This window comes from Adlercreutzia sp. ZJ473 (assembly GCF_013185065.1).
In the GTDB taxonomy this organism is placed as follows: domain Bacteria; phylum Actinomycetota; class Coriobacteriia; order Coriobacteriales; family Eggerthellaceae; genus CAAEEV01.
In genome coordinates, this window is record NZ_JAAVTO010000033.1 from 13,540 (window position 1) to 31,060 (window position 17,521).

17 protein-coding genes are annotated in these 17,521 nt (G+C 68.8%); 11 read left to right on the forward strand and 6 right to left on the reverse strand.

All coding sequences use genetic code 11. The annotated features are described in order from the left end of the window. Positions 1-9 precede the first annotated feature (9 nt). The 11 genes from HRL41_RS07495 (at position 10) to HRL41_RS07545 (ending at position 11,120) form a co-directional block, all read left to right on the forward strand. On the forward strand, positions 10-939 hold the full coding sequence (locus HRL41_RS07495; RefSeq protein ID WP_172136230.1) for a respiratory chain complex I subunit 1 family protein: 930 nt from the start codon (positions 10-12) through the stop codon (positions 937-939). Between the two features lie 13 nt (positions 940-952). Then, positions 953-1,609: a hydrogenase 4 membrane subunit gene (gene hyfE, locus HRL41_RS07500; RefSeq protein WP_172136231.1), complete on the forward strand. Its 657-nt coding sequence runs from the start codon at positions 953-955 to the stop codon at positions 1,607-1,609. Between the two features lie 4 nt (positions 1,610-1,613). Then, complete coding sequence (locus tag HRL41_RS07505; RefSeq protein WP_172136232.1) at positions 1,614-3,185, forward strand: hydrogenase 4 subunit F; 1,572 nt, start codon at positions 1,614-1,616, stop codon at positions 3,183-3,185. After that, positions 3,182-4,924: an NADH-quinone oxidoreductase subunit C gene (locus HRL41_RS07510; RefSeq protein WP_172136233.1), complete on the forward strand. Its 1,743-nt coding sequence runs from the start codon at positions 3,182-3,184 to the stop codon at positions 4,922-4,924. The genes HRL41_RS07505 and HRL41_RS07510 overlap by 4 nt, the downstream gene beginning before the upstream one ends. Beyond that, positions 4,921-5,541 carry a 4Fe-4S dicluster domain-containing protein gene (locus tag HRL41_RS07515; RefSeq protein WP_253904775.1) on the forward strand — a complete coding sequence of 207 codons (621 nt, stop codon included), beginning with the start codon at positions 4,921-4,923 and terminating at the stop codon, positions 5,539-5,541. Before HRL41_RS07510 ends, HRL41_RS07515 begins: the two co-directional genes overlap by 4 nt. Next, positions 5,535-6,314, forward strand: coding sequence for an NADH-quinone oxidoreductase subunit B family protein (locus HRL41_RS07520; protein WP_172136234.1), 780 nt, complete (start codon positions 5,535-5,537; stop codon positions 6,312-6,314). Before HRL41_RS07515 ends, HRL41_RS07520 begins: the two co-directional genes overlap by 7 nt. Continuing rightward, entirely contained in the window at positions 6,314-6,964 is a 651-nt protein-coding gene (locus HRL41_RS07525) for a formate hydrogenlyase maturation HycH family protein (protein WP_172136235.1), read from the forward strand. The genes HRL41_RS07520 and HRL41_RS07525 overlap by 1 nt, the downstream gene beginning before the upstream one ends. Next, positions 6,961-7,413, forward strand: a complete 453-nt coding sequence (gene hycI, locus HRL41_RS07530) for a hydrogenase maturation peptidase HycI (protein WP_172136236.1) — start codon at positions 6,961-6,963, stop codon at positions 7,411-7,413. Before HRL41_RS07525 ends, hycI begins: the two co-directional genes overlap by 4 nt. 198 nt (positions 7,414-7,611) lie before the next feature. Continuing rightward, on the forward strand, positions 7,612-8,451 hold the full coding sequence (locus HRL41_RS07535) for a formate/nitrite transporter family protein (protein WP_172136237.1): 840 nt from the start codon (positions 7,612-7,614) through the stop codon (positions 8,449-8,451). Between the two features lie 19 nt (positions 8,452-8,470). Beyond that, on the forward strand, positions 8,471-9,379 hold the full coding sequence (gene fdhD, locus HRL41_RS07540) for a formate dehydrogenase accessory sulfurtransferase FdhD (protein WP_172136238.1): 909 nt from the start codon (positions 8,471-8,473) through the stop codon (positions 9,377-9,379). Positions 9,380-9,692: 313 nt separating this feature from the next. After that, entirely contained in the window at positions 9,693-11,120 is a 1,428-nt protein-coding gene (locus HRL41_RS07545) for an L-cystine transporter (protein WP_165172969.1), read from the forward strand. Between the two features lie 130 nt (positions 11,121-11,250). On the opposite strand, the gene HRL41_RS07550 is transcribed toward HRL41_RS07545, so the two are convergent. The 6 genes from HRL41_RS07550 to HRL41_RS07575 all read right to left on the reverse strand — a co-directional run. Further along, positions 11,251-12,774, reverse strand: coding sequence for an ABC transporter permease (locus HRL41_RS07550; protein WP_172136239.1), 1,524 nt, complete (start codon positions 12,772-12,774; stop codon positions 11,251-11,253). Positions 12,775-12,779: 5 nt separating this feature from the next. Continuing rightward, complete coding sequence (locus tag HRL41_RS07555; RefSeq protein ID WP_172136240.1) at positions 12,780-13,460, reverse strand: ABC transporter ATP-binding protein; 681 nt, start codon at positions 13,458-13,460, stop codon at positions 12,780-12,782. Between the two features lie 50 nt (positions 13,461-13,510). Then, positions 13,511-14,554, reverse strand: a complete 1,044-nt coding sequence (locus HRL41_RS07560) for a sensor histidine kinase KdpD (protein WP_172136241.1) — start codon at positions 14,552-14,554, stop codon at positions 13,511-13,513. Next, complete coding sequence (locus HRL41_RS07565) at positions 14,551-15,219, reverse strand: response regulator transcription factor (RefSeq protein ID WP_172136242.1); 669 nt, start codon at positions 15,217-15,219, stop codon at positions 14,551-14,553. Before HRL41_RS07565 ends, HRL41_RS07560 begins: the two co-directional genes overlap by 4 nt. An 8-nt stretch (positions 15,220-15,227) precedes the next feature. Continuing rightward, entirely contained in the window at positions 15,228-16,148 is a 921-nt protein-coding gene (locus tag HRL41_RS07570; RefSeq protein WP_172136243.1) for a DMT family transporter, read from the reverse strand. Further along, positions 16,145-17,521, reverse strand: a 1,377-nt coding sequence (locus HRL41_RS07575; RefSeq protein WP_172136244.1) for a threonine/serine exporter ThrE family protein, incomplete at its 5' end; no start/stop codon positions are given. The genes HRL41_RS07570 and HRL41_RS07575, both read right to left, overlap by 4 nt.

Sequence of the window (17,521 nt, forward strand, 5' to 3'; positions counted from 1 at the left end):
GAGGCTGGAATGATTGAACTCACCGTTGCCGTGATCCAGGTCCTCCTTCTGGTGCTCCTGGCGCCGCTGGCGTCGGGCGTGACGCGCAAGGTGCGCGCCAAGATGCACACCCGCCAGGGCACGAGCATCTTCCAGGACTACTACGACCTGGCTAAGCTGTGGCGGCGCTGCGAGGTGCAGCCGGGCGGCGCGGGGCTCGTCTCGCGCGCCATGCCGCCGATCTTCCTGGGCACCATGGTCATCATCGCGGCGGGCCTGCCGCTCATCGCGCGCGCCTGCCCGGTGCCGCTCCTGGGCGACGTCATCACCGTGCTCTACCTGATGGCGCTGCCGCGCTTCATGTTCAGCCTGGCGGCCCTCGACTCGGCGGGCTCCTACACCGCCGTCGGCGGCGTGCGCGAGCTTCTGCTCGGCGTGCTGGTGGAGCCCGCGCTCATCCTGACGCTCATGGTGCTCGCGCTCGCGTGCGGGTCCACCAACCTCGGCGTCATGGCGGACTCGGTGGCCTCGCTCGCGGCCTACCCGCCGGTGGCCGTGGTGGTGGCGGGCGTGGCGTTCGCGTGCGCGTGCTACGTGGAGATGGGCAAGCTGCCCTTCGATGTGGCCGAGGCCGAGCAGGAGCTCCAGGAGGGCCCGCTCGCGGAGTTCTCCGGCCCCTCGCTCGCCATGCTGAAGCTCGGCATGTCGGTCAAGCAGCTCGTGGTGGCGTCGCTGTTCGTGGCGGTCTTCCTGCCCTTCGGCGCCGCGTCGGTGGCCACGCCGCTCGGGCTGGCCGCGGGGCTCGTGCTCTTCGTGGCGAAGCTCGCCTTCGTGATGCTCGCGGCCGCCGTCATCGAGAACGCCGTCATGCGCGTGCGCTACCAGTACCTGGGCCGCTACACGTGGTTCGTGTTCGGCCTGGCGGCGCTTTCGTTCGTGTTTCTCGTCATAGGAATTTAGGGGTGGTGGTGTCATGCTTGACTTCTCCCTGGTAAACGTACTGGGTGCTTGCCTCATCATCACGTCGATGGCGGTGGTGCTCGCGCGCACGGGGCGCGTCTCCGCTCAGTTCTACGCGCTGCAGTCAGCGGTGCTCGTGGCCCTGTTCGTCGCGCTGGGCGCGGTGACGGGCTCGACCGAGCTGTACCTGTGGTCGGCTTCGGCGTTCGCGACCAAGGTCCTGCTCGTGCCGGGCATCCTGCTGTTCACGCTGCGGAAGGTCGGCGACAGCGCTGACGTGGACCTCCCGCCGAAGCTCTCTCCCATGAAGTGCGTGGGGCTCGTGGCCGTCGAGGTGTTCGTGTGCTTCGTGGCCGTCTCGGGCATCGACCTGCCCACGGCGGCCGCGGTCAAGCCCACGCTCGCGGTGGCGCTCGCCCACTTCTTCATCGGGCTCACGTGCATCGTGATCCAGCGCTCCATCTTCAAGCAGATCTTCGGGTACTGCCTGATGGAGAACGGATCCCACGTGGCGCTCGCGCTGCTCGCGCCGCAGGCTCCCGAGCTGGTCGAGGTCGGCATCGCAACCGACGCCATCTTCGCGGTGATCATCCTCGCGGTCATGGTGTGCCGCATCGCGCGCACCACGCACACGCTTGACGCCGACGACCTAGCCGAGTTGAAGGGATAGCGCCATGGACATGTCTCAGATTCTGGTAGCCCTCTTGGCAGCGCCCCTGGCGGCGGCGCTCGCCATGGCGGCGCTGCCTTCGAAAAGCGTGCCGCGCGCGGCCTTCGTGGCGCTGCACGTGGCCAGCCTCGCCGCCGTGTGCGCGGCCGGCACGGCGCTCGTCGTCTCGGTGCTCACGGGGCCCGAGGTGTACGCGCTCGGCGCGTGGTTCCACGTGGACCGCCTGGCGGCGCTGTTCGTGGCCCTCATCGCGGTGATCGGGACGTGCACGGGCGTGTACTCCATCCCGTACGTGCAGCACGACGTCGAGGAGGGCAGGCTCGACCCCTCGCAGGTCAAGCAGTACTACGTCTTCTTCAGCCTGTTCCTGTTCTCGATGCTTCTGACCGTCGCCTCCAACAACATCATCATGATGTGGGTGTCGGTGGAGCTCACCACGCTGTCAACCGTGTTCTTGGTGGGCGTGTACGGCACGAAGCTCGCGCTCGAGGCGGCGTGGAAGTACGTCATCGTGTGCACCGCGGGCGTGGCGTTCGGCCTGTTCGGCACGTTGCTCGTGTACGCGAACGCAGCCGACATCATGGCCGACGCGCACCAGGCGGTGTTCTGGACGGCCATCCTGCCCTACGCGGGGCAGATGGACCACGGCCTCATGATGATCGCGTTCGTGTTCGCAGCTATCGGCTTCGGCACGAAGGCGGGCTTGTTCCCCATGCACACGTGGCTGCCCGACGCGCACTCCGAGGCGCCGAGCCCGGTGTCGGGCCTGCTCTCGGGCGTGCTCCTGAAGTGCGCGATGCTGGTGGTCCTGCGCTTCCTCATCCTGGCCGCGCTGTGCGTGGGGCCCGAGTTCCCGCAGGTGGTCATGATGATCCTCGGCGTGCTGTCAGTGTGCTACGCGGCGCTCATGGTGTACCGCCAGAGCGACATCAAGCGCAAGCTGGCCTACAGCTCGTGCGAGAACGTGGGCCTCGTCGCCGTGTGCTTCGGCATCGGCGGGCCGATCGGCATCGCCGCGGGGCTCATCCACTGCATAGGCCACGGCCTGGTCAAGTCCCTCATGTTCTGCCTGTCGGGCAACGTGATGATGAAGTACCGCACGCGTGACCTGGGCGCGATCAGGGGCGTCGTGCGCGTGGCCCCGGTCACGGGCGCGCTTTTGGCCGCCGGGTGCCTGGCCATCGCGGGCTTCCCGCCGTTCGCCCTGTTCGTGAGCGAGATGGGCTTCGTGCTCGGCGGCGTGGCCGCGGGCCAGGCGGCCGTCGTGGCGATCGTGGTGGCGGCGCTCGTGGTGGTCATCATGGCGTTCGCCCACGTGATCACCGGCTCGGTTCTGGGCGAGGCGCCTGATGGCGTCGAGCGCGGGGACGTGGGCCCGCTCGCGCTGGCCCCCGAGGCGGTCCTGCTCGCGCTCATCGTGTGGATGGGCGTGGCGATGCCGGGGCCGCTCGCCGCGAGCATCGGCGACGCCACGGGCATCGTGCTGCAGCAGGACATGCAGGAGGTCGCCCATGACGGTTTGTTCGTAGAGATCAGCGGCGTGTTCGCTGGAGGAGCGGAAGGGGTGCGCCCATGACGAGGAAAGAAGCTGCGAAGGTGCGTCCGGGGCAGACGCACGTTGAGGCGGTGCGCGACACCTTCCCGGGCGCCGTGCTCGACGTCGCGCGGCAGGCCGAGGACCAGGTGACCATCACCATCCCGGCCGACATGCTGCCTGACGTGGTGGAGTTTCTCTACTACGGGCGCGACGGGTGGCTGCCCAACATGGTGGGCAACGACGAGCGGCCCCTGAACGGGCGTTACGCGCTGTACTACCTGCTGTCGATGGAGGGAGCCGACCCGAGCTTCGTGACCGTGCGCGCCGAGGTCGACCCGTCCACACGCGAGTTCCCGAGCGTCACGCCGCGCGTGCCGGCCTGCGTGTGGAGCGAGCGCGAGGTGCGCGACATGTTCGGCCTCGCGCCCGTGGGCCTGCCCGACGAGCGCCGGCTCGTGCTGCCGGACGACTGGCCGGACGACCTCTACCCGCTGCGCAAGGACTCGATGGACTACCGCCGTCGCCCCGCGCCCGCCACTGACGTGGAGAACTACTCGTTTCTGTACGAGGGCGACGTCGAGGAGACCACCGAGGTGCCCATGGGCCCTCTGCACATCACCTCCGACGAGCCGGGGCACTTCCGCCTGTTCGTCGAGGGCGAGGAGATCGTCGACGCCGACTACCGGCTGTTCTACGTGCACCGCGGCATGGAGAAGGTGGCTGAGAGCCGCCTGAGCTACGACGCCGTCACGTTTCTGGCCGACCGCATCTGCGGCATCTGCGGGTGCGCGCACTCGGTGGCCTACGCCGAGTCGGTCGAGCGCGCGCAGGGCATCGAGGTGCCGCTGCGCGCCCAGTACATCCGCACCATCCTGCTCGAGGTGGAGCGGCTGCACTCGCATCTGCTGAACCTGGGCCTCGTGTGCCACTACTGCGGCTTCGACACGGGCTTCCAGCACTTCTTCCGCGTGCGCGAGAAGGCGATGGACCTCGCCGAGCTGCTCACGGGCGCACGCAAGACCTACGGATTGAACCTGATCGGCGGCGTGCGCCGCGACATCCTGGAGGACCAGAAGATGGCCACGGTGCGCCTCGTGCGCGAGCTGCGAGGCGACGTGGAGGCGCTCGTGGACATGCTTTTGTCCACGGCGAACTTCGAGTCGCGCACGGCCGGCATCGGGCGGCTCGACCCGAAGGCGGCGCGCGACTTCAGCCCGGTGGGGCCCGTGGCGCGCGGCTGCGGCTTCGCCCGCGACGTGCGCTTCAACCACCCCTTCGACGGGTACGCGCACCTCGAGGGCTTCGGCGTGCGCACCCATGATGGCTGCGACGTGCAGAGCCGCACGCTCGTGCGCATCGAGGAGTTCATGGACTCGCTCTCGATGATCGAGCAGCTGCTCGACGGCGCGCCGGCCGGCCCCGTGCTCACCGAGGGCTGGACCTACGCGCCGCACAAGTTCGCGCTCGGCTACACCGAGGCGCCGCGCGGCGAGGACATGCACTGGGCGATGGCGGGCGACAACCAGAAGTGCTACCGCTGGCGCGCGAAGGCGGCCACGTACTCGAACTGGCCGGTCCTGCGCCATATGTTCCGCGGCAACACGGTGGCCGACGCGGCCATCATCGTGGGCAGCATCGACCCGTGCTACTCGTGCACCGACCGCGTGACGGTGGTCGACGTGAACAAGCGCACCGAGACGGTCCTCACGAAGAGCCAGCTCGAGAGCTACTGCCGGCGTCGCACCCACTCGCCGCTCAAGGGCAGGGGTGATGCATGATGCTGAAGCTGTTCAAGGAGATACGCAAGACGGGCTGCGGCACGGTAGGCTACCCGTACGCGCCGCTTGACCTGCCGAAGGGCTACCGCGGCAAGCCGAGCCACGACGAGGCGGCGTGCATCGCCTGCGGCGCCTGCGCGGTGGCCTGCCCGCCGAACGCCATCTCGATGGAGCTCTCGTCCGAGCAGGACCAGATCACCTGGGCCATCAACTACGGGCGCTGCGTCTTCTGCGGCCGCTGCGAGGAGGTGTGCCCCACGTTCGCCGTCAAGCTCTCGGAGGAGTTCGAGCTGGCGGTCATGAGCAAGGACGACTTGGAGGAGAGCTGCGCGTACCCGGTCGCCACGTGCGCGCGCTGCGGCAAGCCCTACGCCTCGGCCAAGGAGATCGACTACGCGCGCCGCGTGCTCGCGCAGGCGGGCGGCGGCGAGGCTGCGGGCGGCGGCGCGCCTGCCGCGGCGTCCGAGGCGCCTGGGGCGCCTGCCGCTTCGGCGGGGTCGCCGGCAGACGTGGCGGCGAGCCTGAGCAAGATCGGCCTGTGCCTGGAGTGCCGCCGCCGCGATGACGGCGTGGCGGCCGTCCGGCACGCGCCGGCACAAGGAGGTGCGCTATGCTAGAAGCTAGTTTCCCCGCAGCGCTGCAGTACCAGCCCGACCCGGTGGTGCTCGACGCGAAGATGGCCGAGGCGAAGGCCAAGCTGCTCGAGAGCATCAAGCGCTCGGTGTACGTGTACCGCGTCGACTGCGGCGGCTGCAACGGGTGCGAGATCGAGATATTCGGCACCATCACGGCGGCCTTCGACGCGGAGCGCTTCGGCATCAAGGTGGTGCCGAGCCCCCGCCACGCCGACGTGCTGGTGTACACCGGCGCGGTGACGCGCGCCATGCGCATGCCGGCCCTGCGCGCCTACCACGCCGCGCCCGATCCGAAGATCGTGGTGTCCTACGGCGCGTGCGGCTGCACGGGCGGCATCTTCCACGACAACTACTGCGTGTGGGGCGGCACCGACAAGATCCTGCCGGTGGACGTCTTCATCCCGGGATGCCCGCCCACGCCGGCGCAGACCATCTACGGGTTCGCCGTGGCGCTCGGGCTGCTCGACCAGAAGCTGCACGCGAGCCACCACGTGGAGGAGCCGGGCTTCGCCGCGCCGCTGGCGTTTCCCGACGTGCCGTACAAGGTGCGCGTGGCGATCGAGCGCGAGGCCCGCGCCCTGTCGGGCTACCGCTGGGGCAAGGAGATCGCCGACGAGTTCCTGGATGTCTTGGACGCGGGCGGCGCCGACGTGCTCGGCGCGGTCGACGCGCTCATCGAGCGCGAGCCCGACCCGCGCCGCGCCGAGGTGCTCTCCGCGCTTCGGCGCGTGCTGATGGCGAAGGTCGTCGCCTGATGGACGCCGCGTTCGGCATTCCTCGCTCGACGGCGCGCCCGGAAGGCGGCCCGGCGCGCTCGCCTGGCCGCATGCCCGGCGGGCACACCACCGACGCGCGCACGGCCCGCGAGGTGGTGCTCTACCGGCTGGGGCGGAAGTTCGTGGACAACGAGCGGTCCATCCCCGCAGACGTGCGCTCGGTTTTGTACTACACGCTGGCCATCGGGCACCACACGGGCGTCATCGACTGCCTGGAGCCGCGCGTCGGCGCCTCGCGGGCGGTGTTCGCCGCAGCGCTCGAGGCGCTCCCCGAGGGCCCGGCGCGCGACAAGCTCTCCGGCGTGGAGCGGTTCGGCGAGATCGAGCTGGGGCGTGAGCACGTGGGCGAGCTGCGCGCGGCCGTGCGCGCGGCGCTCGCGCGCGAGGGCGCAGCGGCGCCGGCTGGCGCGCTGCCGGCTGGCGAGCTGCCAGCTGGTGGGCCTTCGGCTGGTGAGCCTTCGGAGGGCGGGCGGCCTTCCGCCGAGGGCCCCTCGCCTGACGAGGCCAGCCGGCGGCCCTACGTGCACGCCGCCGACGCGCCCTCGTGGCTCGAGGAGCTCGACGTGCTCTTGGGCGAGGTGGAGCGCGAGCCCCAGGTGTACGTGGTGGGAAGGAGGGTGACCCCATGAACGTGGTGTTCACGGTGGGGAGCGTGCTGCGCGGCGACGACGCGGCGGGCCCCGCCCTGGCCAAGCGCCTCGCCGACGCGCCCGTCGAGGGCTGGACGGTGGTCGACGGCGGTCAGACGCCCGAGGACGACCTGGGGCACCTGCGCCGCCTGGCGCCCGAGCGGCTGCTGCTCGTCGACGCGGCGGCCATGGGGCACGAGCCGGGGGAGATACGCGTGGTGACCGCCGATGACGTGGCCACCCAATTCCTCATAACCACGCACACGCTGCCCATCGCGTTCCTCTTGGGCGAGCTTGGGCAGCTGTGCGACGACGTGACGTTTCTGGGCATCCAGCCTGCCACGACGGAGTTCTTCGACCCGTTGAGCGCGCCGGTGCGCCGCGCGGTTGACGTCCTGTACGCCTGTTTGGAGCGAGGAGGCGACTTCACATGCTTCGACCCAGCGTGAGCTCAGTTCCCTAAAGCCCCGTCCCTCGCCAAGGCGCGCCTGCCAGCTCTCCTCTCTCCTGCGCGCCTTCGGCCTCGTCTCGCGGGCGGCCCGACCAGGGCAGCTCTCCGTCTCTGACCCGGGCGGGCCGGCCGCACCCTCTTCCAATGCCGTTTGCAACGGGGCATGCGCGCCATGCCCTCAAGGAGGTACGTTCAAATGACTATCGAGAAGTCTGATCTCGCCGAGCTGAAGCCCGATGCGCTCGCACCTGCCGCCGTCGAGGCGAAGGCCGAGGCGCTTGCCGTGGGCAAGGCGAACATGGCGCCCGCCAAGTGCTTCGTGCTCGCCATGTTCGCCGGCGCCTTCATCGGGTTCGGCGCCATGTTCTTCTGCACTTTCCTGGGTGACACGACGATGCCGTTCGGCGTGCAGCGCCTGGTCGGCGGCTTGTGCTTCTGCCTGGGCCTCGTCTTGGTGCTGTGCTGCGGCGCCGAGCTGTTCACGGGCAACTCGCTCATGGTCTGCGGCCTGGCGTCGAAGAAGATCACCTGGGGCGGCATGCTGAAGAACTGGGCGATCGTGTGGCTCGGCAACCTCGCCGGCGCGCTGCTGGCGGTGTTTCTGGTGTTCATGGCCGCCGTGCCCGACATGAACGGGGGCAACGTGGGCGCGACGTTCGTGTCCGTGGCCCTCGGCAAGGTGACGCCTGAGTGGATGACGCTGTTCTTCAAGGGCGTCATGTGCAACATCCTCGTGTGCCTGGCCGTGTGGATCGGCTTCTCCGCGCGATCCGTGGTCGACAAGGTGGTGGGCATCCTGCTCCCCATCTCGGCGTTCGTGGCCTGCGGGTTCGAGCACTGCGTCGCCAACATGTTCTTTCTGCCCATGGGCCTCGTGTGCAAGATGACGGGCTACGCGGCGGCCGGCGCGGAGGCGCTTGACGTCGCGGGCATCCTCTGCAACCTCTCCGCCGCCACGCTGGGCAACGTCGTGGGCGGCTTCGTCTTCGTGGGGCTCGCGTACTGGTTCGTGTACCATGTGAAGTCCGAGAAGTAGGAAGGGGCGGGAAGGTTCCATGGACGTCATTGACCGACATGCGGAAGGCGAGGTCGTCGCGCCGTACGTGGCGCGCCGCGTGAGCGCGGACGGCGCCGAGGCGTCCGAGGACGTGACGGTGCTCGTCGAGCACAGCATGGACGTGTATGTGAACGAGATCCTGACCATGCGCATCGTGTGCACGCCCGACCACCTGGTCGACCTGGTGGTCGGGCGGCTCTTCTCCGAGGGGGTCATCGCGGGGGTTGGCGACGTGGAGTCGGTGTACCTGTGCGAGCACGGGACGCGGGCGCGCGTGATCCTGCGCGAGCGCGCAGCCGACTTCTCCAAGACCGGCGTCGACGTGGTGCCCAGCTGCTGCACGGGCAACCGGTCCTTCAACCGCTACTTCGACGCCGACGAGGCGCCGGCGAAGGTGACGCCCATCGCGTGGGAGCGCGCGTGGGTGTTCGCGGCGGCGCGCGCGTTCGCGCAGGACTCGCCGCTGCACCGGCGCACGTTCGGCACGCACAGCTGCTATCTGCTGGTCGACGGCGACGTCGTGTGCTGCCGCGAGGACCTGGGGCGCCACAACGCGTTCGACAAGGCGCTCGGCGCCGCCCTGCGCGCGGGGGTCGACCTTCGGCAGGTGATGGTGTTCTCGAGCGGGCGCATCCCGGTCGACATGGTGATGAAGGCCATCCGCGCGGGCGTGCCGGTGCTCGCCACGAAGGCCGTGCCCACCGACGCCACCATCGAGCTCGCGCGCGCGTACGACCTCACGCTCATCTGCTCGGCGCGCCCTGACAGCATGCGCGTGTGCCAAGACCCGCTGGGGGACGTGCGCGCAGGTGAGGAGCTCGTGGACGCTGCGGCTGCGGGACGGCCCGCGGATGCGGGCGCTGCGGGGATCGCAAGCTCGCAAGCCCTCGAACGCGAAGGCGCGTGATGCGCGCGGCCGTTCTCGCGGCCTCTCCTCTTCTTCCTGCCCGCTGGGCCGAACGCGCGCGTTTATGCGCCATGCGCGCCGTTCGCAGGGCGCGGGCGCGCGCTCGGCGGCCGATTGTAGGAAAATGCCCACAGGTTCGCTTCGCTTTAGTCGAATAAACCTATTGAATTACTAGACTTTAAGGGTCATACTGACTCGCGAGGAGGGAAGGCGTTCGCCAACGTGCGGGCCGCGGCAGGCGGCGCCGGTGAGGCGCAGGCGCGGCGCAGGGTGGCGAGGGCCTTCTCGTCAGGCAAGAAGAGAGGATGGGGAAATGTCGGAAGCGGTTTTGCCGGCGGTTGTGACGCTGGTGATCTTCGTGGCCCTGCTTCTGGGGCTCAAGTTCCTGAACATGAAGGGGAAGTCGTTCACGTTCCGCGTGTTCACGGCGCTCGGCGCGGGCATCGTGCTCGGCATCGGGATGCAGATGGTGCTCGGGCGCGGCACCGAGGCGGCCAAGATCGCGCTTGACTGGATGGCCATCGTGGGCACGGGCTACGTGTCGCTCCTGAAGATGCTCGTGATGCCGCTCGTGTTCGTGTCCATCGTGGGCGCGTTCACGCGCTCGGGCGTCACCAACCAGTTCGGCAAGATCAGCGGCATCGTGCTCGCGGTGCTGATGGTGACGGTCGCCATCGCGGGACTCATCGGCTGGGGCTCGGTGGTGGCCTTCGACCTGGCGGGCGCGAGCTTCACGCAGGCGGCCGACGCGGGCAAGATGGCCACGCTCGAGGCGGGCGCGGCCAAGACCGAGGCGCTCACCATCCCGCAGGAGATCCTGTCGTTCATCCCCACCAACTTCTTCGCCGACCTGGCCGGCACGCGCGACACCTCCACCATCGCGGTGGTCATCTTCGCGGCCTTCCTCGGCGTTGCTTATCTCAAGCTGCGCGGGCTCGACACCGAGGACTCCAACCGCCAGGCTGACTTCTTCGCCAACTTCATCGACGCGCTCTACGGCATCGTCATGCGCGTGGTGCGCATCGTGATCGGCCTCACGCCCTACGGCGTGCTCGCCCTCATCGCGAAGGTGCTGGCCACGAGCGACTACGTGGCGATCCTCGATTTGTCGAAGTTCGTGATCGCCTCCTACGTGGCGCTGCTCCTGGTGCTCGTGGTGCACTCGCTCGTGCTTCTGGGCAACCGCGTGAACCCGCTCACGTACTTCCGCAAGGTGGCGGGCGTGCTCGGCTTCGCGTTCGTGTCGCGCACGAGCGCGGGCGCGCTGCCGCTCAACATCGAGACTCAGCAGCGCGCGCTCGGCGTTGACGCGGCGAGCGCCAACCTGTCCGGCTCGTTCGGCTTGTCCATCGGCCAGAACGGCTGCGCGGGCATCTACCCGGCCATGCTCGCCACCATCATCGCGCCGACGGTGGGCATCAACGTGCTGGACCCGTCGTTCGTGATCATGCTCGTGGCCGTGGTGGTCATCAGCTCGTTCGGCGTGGCGGGCGTCGGCGGCGGCGCCACGTTCGCGTCGCTCATCGTGCTCGGGACCATGGGGCTGCCCATCGAGATCTCCGCGATCCTGGCGTCGGTTGAGCCCCTGATCGACATGGGCCGCACCGCCGTCAACGTGAGCGACGCCATGGTGGCCGGCGTCACCGCCTCCAACGTCACCGGCCAGCTCGACCGCAAGGTGCTCGAGGACAAGACCGCCGTGGTGAGCTCCGACTTCCTCGACAACAAGAAGGCCGCGTAAGCGCAAGGACGGGGGCGGGTTTCCTTCCCATGGCTTCCTCTTTGCGGTTGAGTCTTCTCAACGCAATAGAAAACGAGGGGGAAGCGCCAGGGTCAAGCGCTCTGGCGGAGAAACCCGCCGTCCGGGTCCCTCAGACGAGCGTGTCGTCCTTGAGCAGGGCGACCATGTCGCATGCGATGATGCGCCGGCGTCCGATTTCGTAGGCGACGAGCACGAGCATGCCGATGACGGCAACGTAGATCAGCGCGATCGCCCAGGGGAACGCGGCCAGGAAGCCAGCTGGCGACTGCTTGCCCAGCATCGTCAAGGCGAGGGCGACGAGGGCTGTGGGGACGAGCGCCAGCCCCAGGGGCCGCGCCGTCGTCAAGAGCGCCTCGACGTAGAGCACCTTGCGCACGCCGCCAGGCGTCATGCCGATGGACTGGTAGCGCGCGAACTCTCGCTTCCTCTGATGAACGAAGCCGATGGCCTGGGAGAACACACCGGCGATCCCAATCAGGGCAAGCACTCCGCAAAACCCTCCCGTAACGGTCGCGTAGCCGTTCCAGATCAAATCGGCTTGCGCGCGCTCCTCCGCCAGGTCGACCACTTCGACGCCGGCGCCGACCGACGCTGCGCCGCAGCGCTCGAGCGCCTCGTCAAGGTAGGATGCGCCCAGGCCGTCTCCCGCGCGGAGATAGATGCGCGCGCCGCCGTCCATCTCATCCGCCAAAGCCTCGTACCCGCATGAGGCGAGGGCGTCGGCCAGGCCCTCGAGGTCCCCGACGCTTGCTCCCTCGACGTCGAGCGTGAAGTCCCACGCCGTGCCGAACCGCTCGTAGTACGTCGCTTCCACGCTCATCTTCGAAACGGTCATGAATGACAGGAAGCTGCCGAATACCAGCAGGGAGAGCACGAGCGCGGCTGTGGTGGATCGCAGGGCGCTGCGCCGCGCGCGCATCGAGCTTCGGGCAAGCTCGCCCTCGAAGCCGAACGGCTGGCAAAGGGAGGTTGGGGGGCGGGCATCGCGGCGGCGCCGGGTCGAGGGCCCTTCCTCCTCTGTCGCGCGAATCGCCTGAAGGGGAGGGACCTTCGCCGCGGCGCGGGCGGGCATCCCCGCGGAAGCGATCACGGTGAGGACCACGAGCGTGAACGTGAGGACGGCGAGCAGGGGGTGGTAGCGAAAGGCGCTCTGGGCAGCTTGGACAATGTCCGCGCGCTCAGCCAGGCCGATGGCGCCGAGGACGAACGCCGCGCCGCAGGCGACCCCGCCGATGACGCCCAGGGCTGCTGGCGCAAGGCTCACCGCGAGCGACTCCCTCACCAGGGCCGAGCGAATCTGGCGCGAGGTTGCTCCCACGGTGGCCAGGATGCCGATCTGATGGACGCGTGAGCCCATGGAGACGGCGAACGCGTTGCTGATTATCAGCACGAGCGCGATGCAGGCGAGAACCATAACGAAGAGGTAGAACAGGCCGACGAGCATCTCGCCGGCAAGGCGGTCTTGCAGGCCGGTGCTGTTCACGGCCGCCTGCGCGGCGGCGTCCGCCCAGAAGTTGTAGAGCACCGTTGCCAGCATGGACAGGAGCAGCGCGCTTATGGCGACGGTAGCTGCGATGATGCGGTTTGAGGCGCGAGTGCCGCGCACGAAGTCGAGCGCCAGTCTTGACGTCATGGTGATCACCGGCACCTTCGGTCGCCGACGACGCAGCCGTCCTCCAAAGTGACGATCCTGTCGGTTGCCAAGGCCACCTCGTCATCGTGCGTCACGATGACGGTGGTCTGGTGGAATCGTCGGTTGGCCAGCTTGAGCAGGTCGACCACCTCCTCCGATGACCGGCGGTCGAGGTTCCCCGTGGGCTCGTCCGCGAGCAGCAGGAGCGGTCGGTAGACGAGGGACCGGGCGATGGCCACGCGTTGCTGTTGCCCGCCGGAAAGCTCGGCAGGCATGGCGTCGAGCAGTCCGTCGATGCCGAGCGCATGCGTGATCTCCTCGAGCAGCCCGCCTTGCGGCTGCCTGCCGTCAAGCAGCAGCGGCATGAGGATGTTCCGGCGGACGTCCACGGTGGGCACGAGGTTGAAGAACTGGTAGACCAGCCCCACCTTCCGCCGTCTGAACAGGGCTGACTGGGTTGCGTCGAAGCTGGTCACGTCGACGCCGTCGATCAGCACGGACCCCTCGGTGGGCTTGTCGATGCCGCCGAGCAGGTGAAGCAGCGTGGACTTTCCCGATCCCGAGGACCCGACGATCGCAACCAGCTCGCCGCTCTGGATCGTCAAGTCGACTCCCCTCAGAGCGAACACCTCCTGGCTGCCGCGGCGATAGGTCTTCTTCACCCCAACGCATTCTACGATAGACATGGGCTGCCCTTTCTTCTTCGAGTCTTTGTCGGGAGTGAAGAATACATGCCTTAGGTGACACGAGGGTGACAGCGGGCCTGATGGTAGATCCTGATCTCGAACAGGGCGCCCTTGCCAGCTGCGTTGCGGGCTCGGATGACGCCGTTTTGCCGCTCGATCAGCTCGCGCGCGAAGGCGAGGCCGAGCCCCGTCGAGGAGGACATGCCCGGTTTCGCATGAGAGGCGCCTTGCGAGGAACCTCGGTAGAATCGCTCGAAGAGGTGGGGCAGATCTTCGGGTGCGAACCCCGCGCCTTCATCAGCTACGCGCATCTCGAGGTAAAGCGGGTTGTCGCGATACGCGGCCCTGACGACGCTGCCGCGCGGGGCGTGCTCCACGCAGTTCTTCATCACGTTCATGAGCGCCTCGCAGATCCAGTGCGCGTCGGCGAGCACCTCCGCATCGCCGTTGTCCTCTACCTCGATGCGCACGCCAGCGCTGCCTGCGATCTCCTCGAGGCTGTCGGCCGCCATGCTCAAAAGCGTGAAGGCGTCTTGCGGCAGCGGGTGCATCTCCAGCGCTCCCGAGTCCATGCGAGCGAGCAGGAGCAGGTCGTCTTGCAGCTTGATGAGCCGCTTGGTCTGCGCTTCGAGCGAGTCGGCAATGCAATCGAGCTCCAGGGAGTCGAGAGCGCGGTCGGCCTCGCGCGCCGTGCCGTCTGCGCACGCGACTTTGCCTGCGTATCGCTTGAGGCGTTGCTCGGCGAGCAGCTGGGCGGCGAGCGGCGTCTTGAGCTGATGCGCGATGTTGTGCAGGTTGTCGGCGTAGGATGCCTTCGCCTCGTCGGCTTGCGCGCGGGCATGCCTGAGCGCTGACACGGTTTTGACTATCTCGTCTTGGAGCTTGGAGAGGGCGTCTTCCCCGGTCGGCGTGAGCGCGGCGGCGCGGCCGAGGGCGGCTCGCTCGAGGTAGGAGGCCGTCTCGAGGAGCCGCTTGTCCTGGCGTCGCCGCACGCATCGGGTGGTGACGGCGGCGCCGAGCGCAGCGGCGAGCACCGCGCATCCGATGCAGAGCAAGGCGATGGCTGTCGGCGAGGCGAAGGCGCCCCCGGTCATCGTGGCTCCTCCATGCGGTAGCCAAAGCTCCGCACGGTCTTGATGCCGTGCTCGTCGCCGAGCTTCGCACGCAGCCTCTTGACGAGCGCAGTCAGCGCGTTGTCGCTCAAGTGCGCGCCGTCTGCGCCCCAGAGGGCGCATTTGAGGTGCTCGCGCGTGACGATGCTGCCCTTCTTCCGCATCAGCAGCGTCATGAGGCGAAACTCAAGCGACGTGAGGTTGATGGGCGAGTCGCCGATGAACGCCGAGCCTGACGCTGCATCCAGCAGGAAGGGGCCGCATTCCAGGCGCTGCGCAGGGTTCGCGCGCCGCAGCAGCGCGCGGATGCGCGATTCCAGCACGTTCATGTCGAAGGGCTTGGTCACGTAGTCGTCGGCGCCCGCCTCGAGCCCGGCGACGATGTCAGCGGGATCATCGCGCACGGTGAGCATGACGATGGGCAGCTGCGCGCTTCTGCGGCGCGCCCAGCGGCAGATCGACGCGCCGTCGTCGTCAGGGAGGGACCAGTCGATGACGAGCGCGTCGGGCAGCCGCTTCGCCAAGGCGTTGCGCGCTGACAGCCCGTCGGGAAGCGTGAGGACGCGAAGTCCCGCCTCCTCAAGCGCGGCACTGACGAGGACGGCCATGTCCTCGTCATCCTCGATGTACCACAAGGTGCCTTCCATGCTCGTCCTCACTGACGTTGGCTTGAGCTAGCTGCCATTATAGCGGCGAGCGCGGGGAGCTGCGAGACCACCACGCCGGCGAGGATGGTCGCCACGCCGGCGGCCTGCAGCGCGTCAACGCCCTCGCCGACGACCAGAAACGTCAGGATGATGGAGCAGGGCAGCTCGGCTGACGCCAGGATGGTGGAGATGCCGCAGGGCAGCTGCGGCGTGCCCAGCCCGAACAGGATCACGGGCAGAAACAGCGCGAAAAGGCCCTGCACCAGGCCGTAGGGCGCGATCGCCGCCATGGTGCCGCCCGGTATGAACGTCGGGCACACGGCGTTCGCCAGAAGCGCCGCGCCTGCGCACACGATGAGCCCGCGCTGGACGGGCGGCATCTCAGTCTCGACGCGGCTCGAGAAGAACATGAACAGGGCGCAGCTCACGGCCGAGACGAGGCCGCACGCCACGCCGACGGGGTGGTAGTCGACTTCAAGCTCGGATGAGAGCAGCCCGCTCGCCAGGAGCGTGCCTGCGACCACCAGCGCCGCGGCGGCCAGCTCGGCAGCGCGCGGCGGCGTGCGCGTGACCAGCATCTGGATGACGAGGCCGATCCAGGTGAACTGGAACAGAAGCGTGATGGCCGCCGCCACCGGTAGGTACGCGAGCGATATCGAGTAGAAGATGCAGGTGCAGCACGTGGTCATGCCCATGCCGACCAGCTTGAGCGCGCCGGACGCGCTCACGGGCGCGAGCCTTCTCCCGCGCGCGAGCTGCACGGCGAGCAGCGCCGCGAACAGGAGCGCTCCGAAGGTGGCCTGCCCGGCGGTGGTCTGCTGCCAGGTGAAGCCGGCGGCGTACTCGACGCGTATGACGGGCGCCATCGCGCCGTAGCACGCGCCGCCTGCGAACACGAGCAGCGCGCTGGCGAGCGGACTCGGCCTCATGCGCGGCGCGCCTCCTCAAACCGGCGCATGACCTCGCGCACAGCCCACACCACCGAGATGCCCACGGCGATGCCAAGCGCGAACTGCAGCGTGAGCAGGGCGAAGTCGGAGAATGCCGCCCAGTCGGCGCGCACGGCGGCGTTCATGGTGTAGAACAGCCCGCGCCCGGGGACGAGCGGGATCACGGCGATGATGAAGAACAGGGCGCCCGGCGCGCGGTAGTGGCGCGCGAGCAGCTCGGCGTAGACGGCCGAGAACGCCGACGCGATGAGGCAGGGGAAGAAGATCCCCTCGATGACCTGGCCGCATGCGAGGTAGATTCCCCAGCTGAGCACGCCGCCGACTGACGCGGGGACCACGAGCGGCCCGCGCAGGTTGAACAGCAGCGCGAACCCGGCCGAGGCGGGCAGCGACACGACGAGCTGGATGATCGCGTCCGCGAGCGGGTCCGTGCTGCGCACTGCTGCCGCGAGCGCGCTCGCGTCGGTGAGCCAGAGCGCCGCCATGAACCCCAGCGCCAGCGCCGTGGCCCACAGCAAGCTCTCCACCAGGCGCATCACGCCGGTGACGGTGTCGCCGGCGAGCATGTCGCGCGCGGCGTTGGTCATGGCGATGCCGGGGATGAGCAGCATGATGTCGCCGATCATGATCATGTCGACCGACACGCCGGGCACCACGCGCGCGGTCATGCCGATCCCGAGGCCCGCCACCAGCGCGGCGGCGAAGTTGAACACGATGTTGTTGGGGGAGAGCGGCTTCAAGCGCTCCATGAGCCAGCAGATGAGCACGGCGAACACGGCCGAGATCACGCCGTCGAGCAGCGTACCGCCGAAGAACATGGCGAAGCTCCCCGCCGCGAGCACGCCGCCTGCGTACAGGGCGCGCCGTGGGAAGGGCTCGCGCGCGATCGCGCTGGTGCGGCGGCTGAGCTCGTCTCTGGGCACGGGGTGCGCGCAGCACTCCTCGGCGAGGCGGTTGAGCTTCTCAAGCTTGCCGAAGTTGGTCTCGCCCTTGGTGTCGATGCGGCGCGTGAGCGTGACCTCGCTGCCGTCGGGGTTGGTCATGGTGACCATGATGACGGCGGTGATCACGAACGCGTGCATCTTGCGCGCCCCGTAGGCGCGCCCCATGCGGTCGAGCGTGCGCTCGACGAGGCTCACGTCGGCGCCTGCGACCAGCATGAGCTCGCCGATGTCGAGCAGGCAGGGGAGCACCGCGCTCGCCGGCGCGGCGCCGGTGGCAGCTGCCGGCGCGGAGGGGTTCGCGGCGGGACTGGCAGCTGCGGGCGCGGCGCCGGTGGCAGCTGCGGGACCGGCGGCTGCGCAGGTGGGGGCGGTGTTCTTCGCGGTGCACATCGCGTGCGTGGCGAAGTT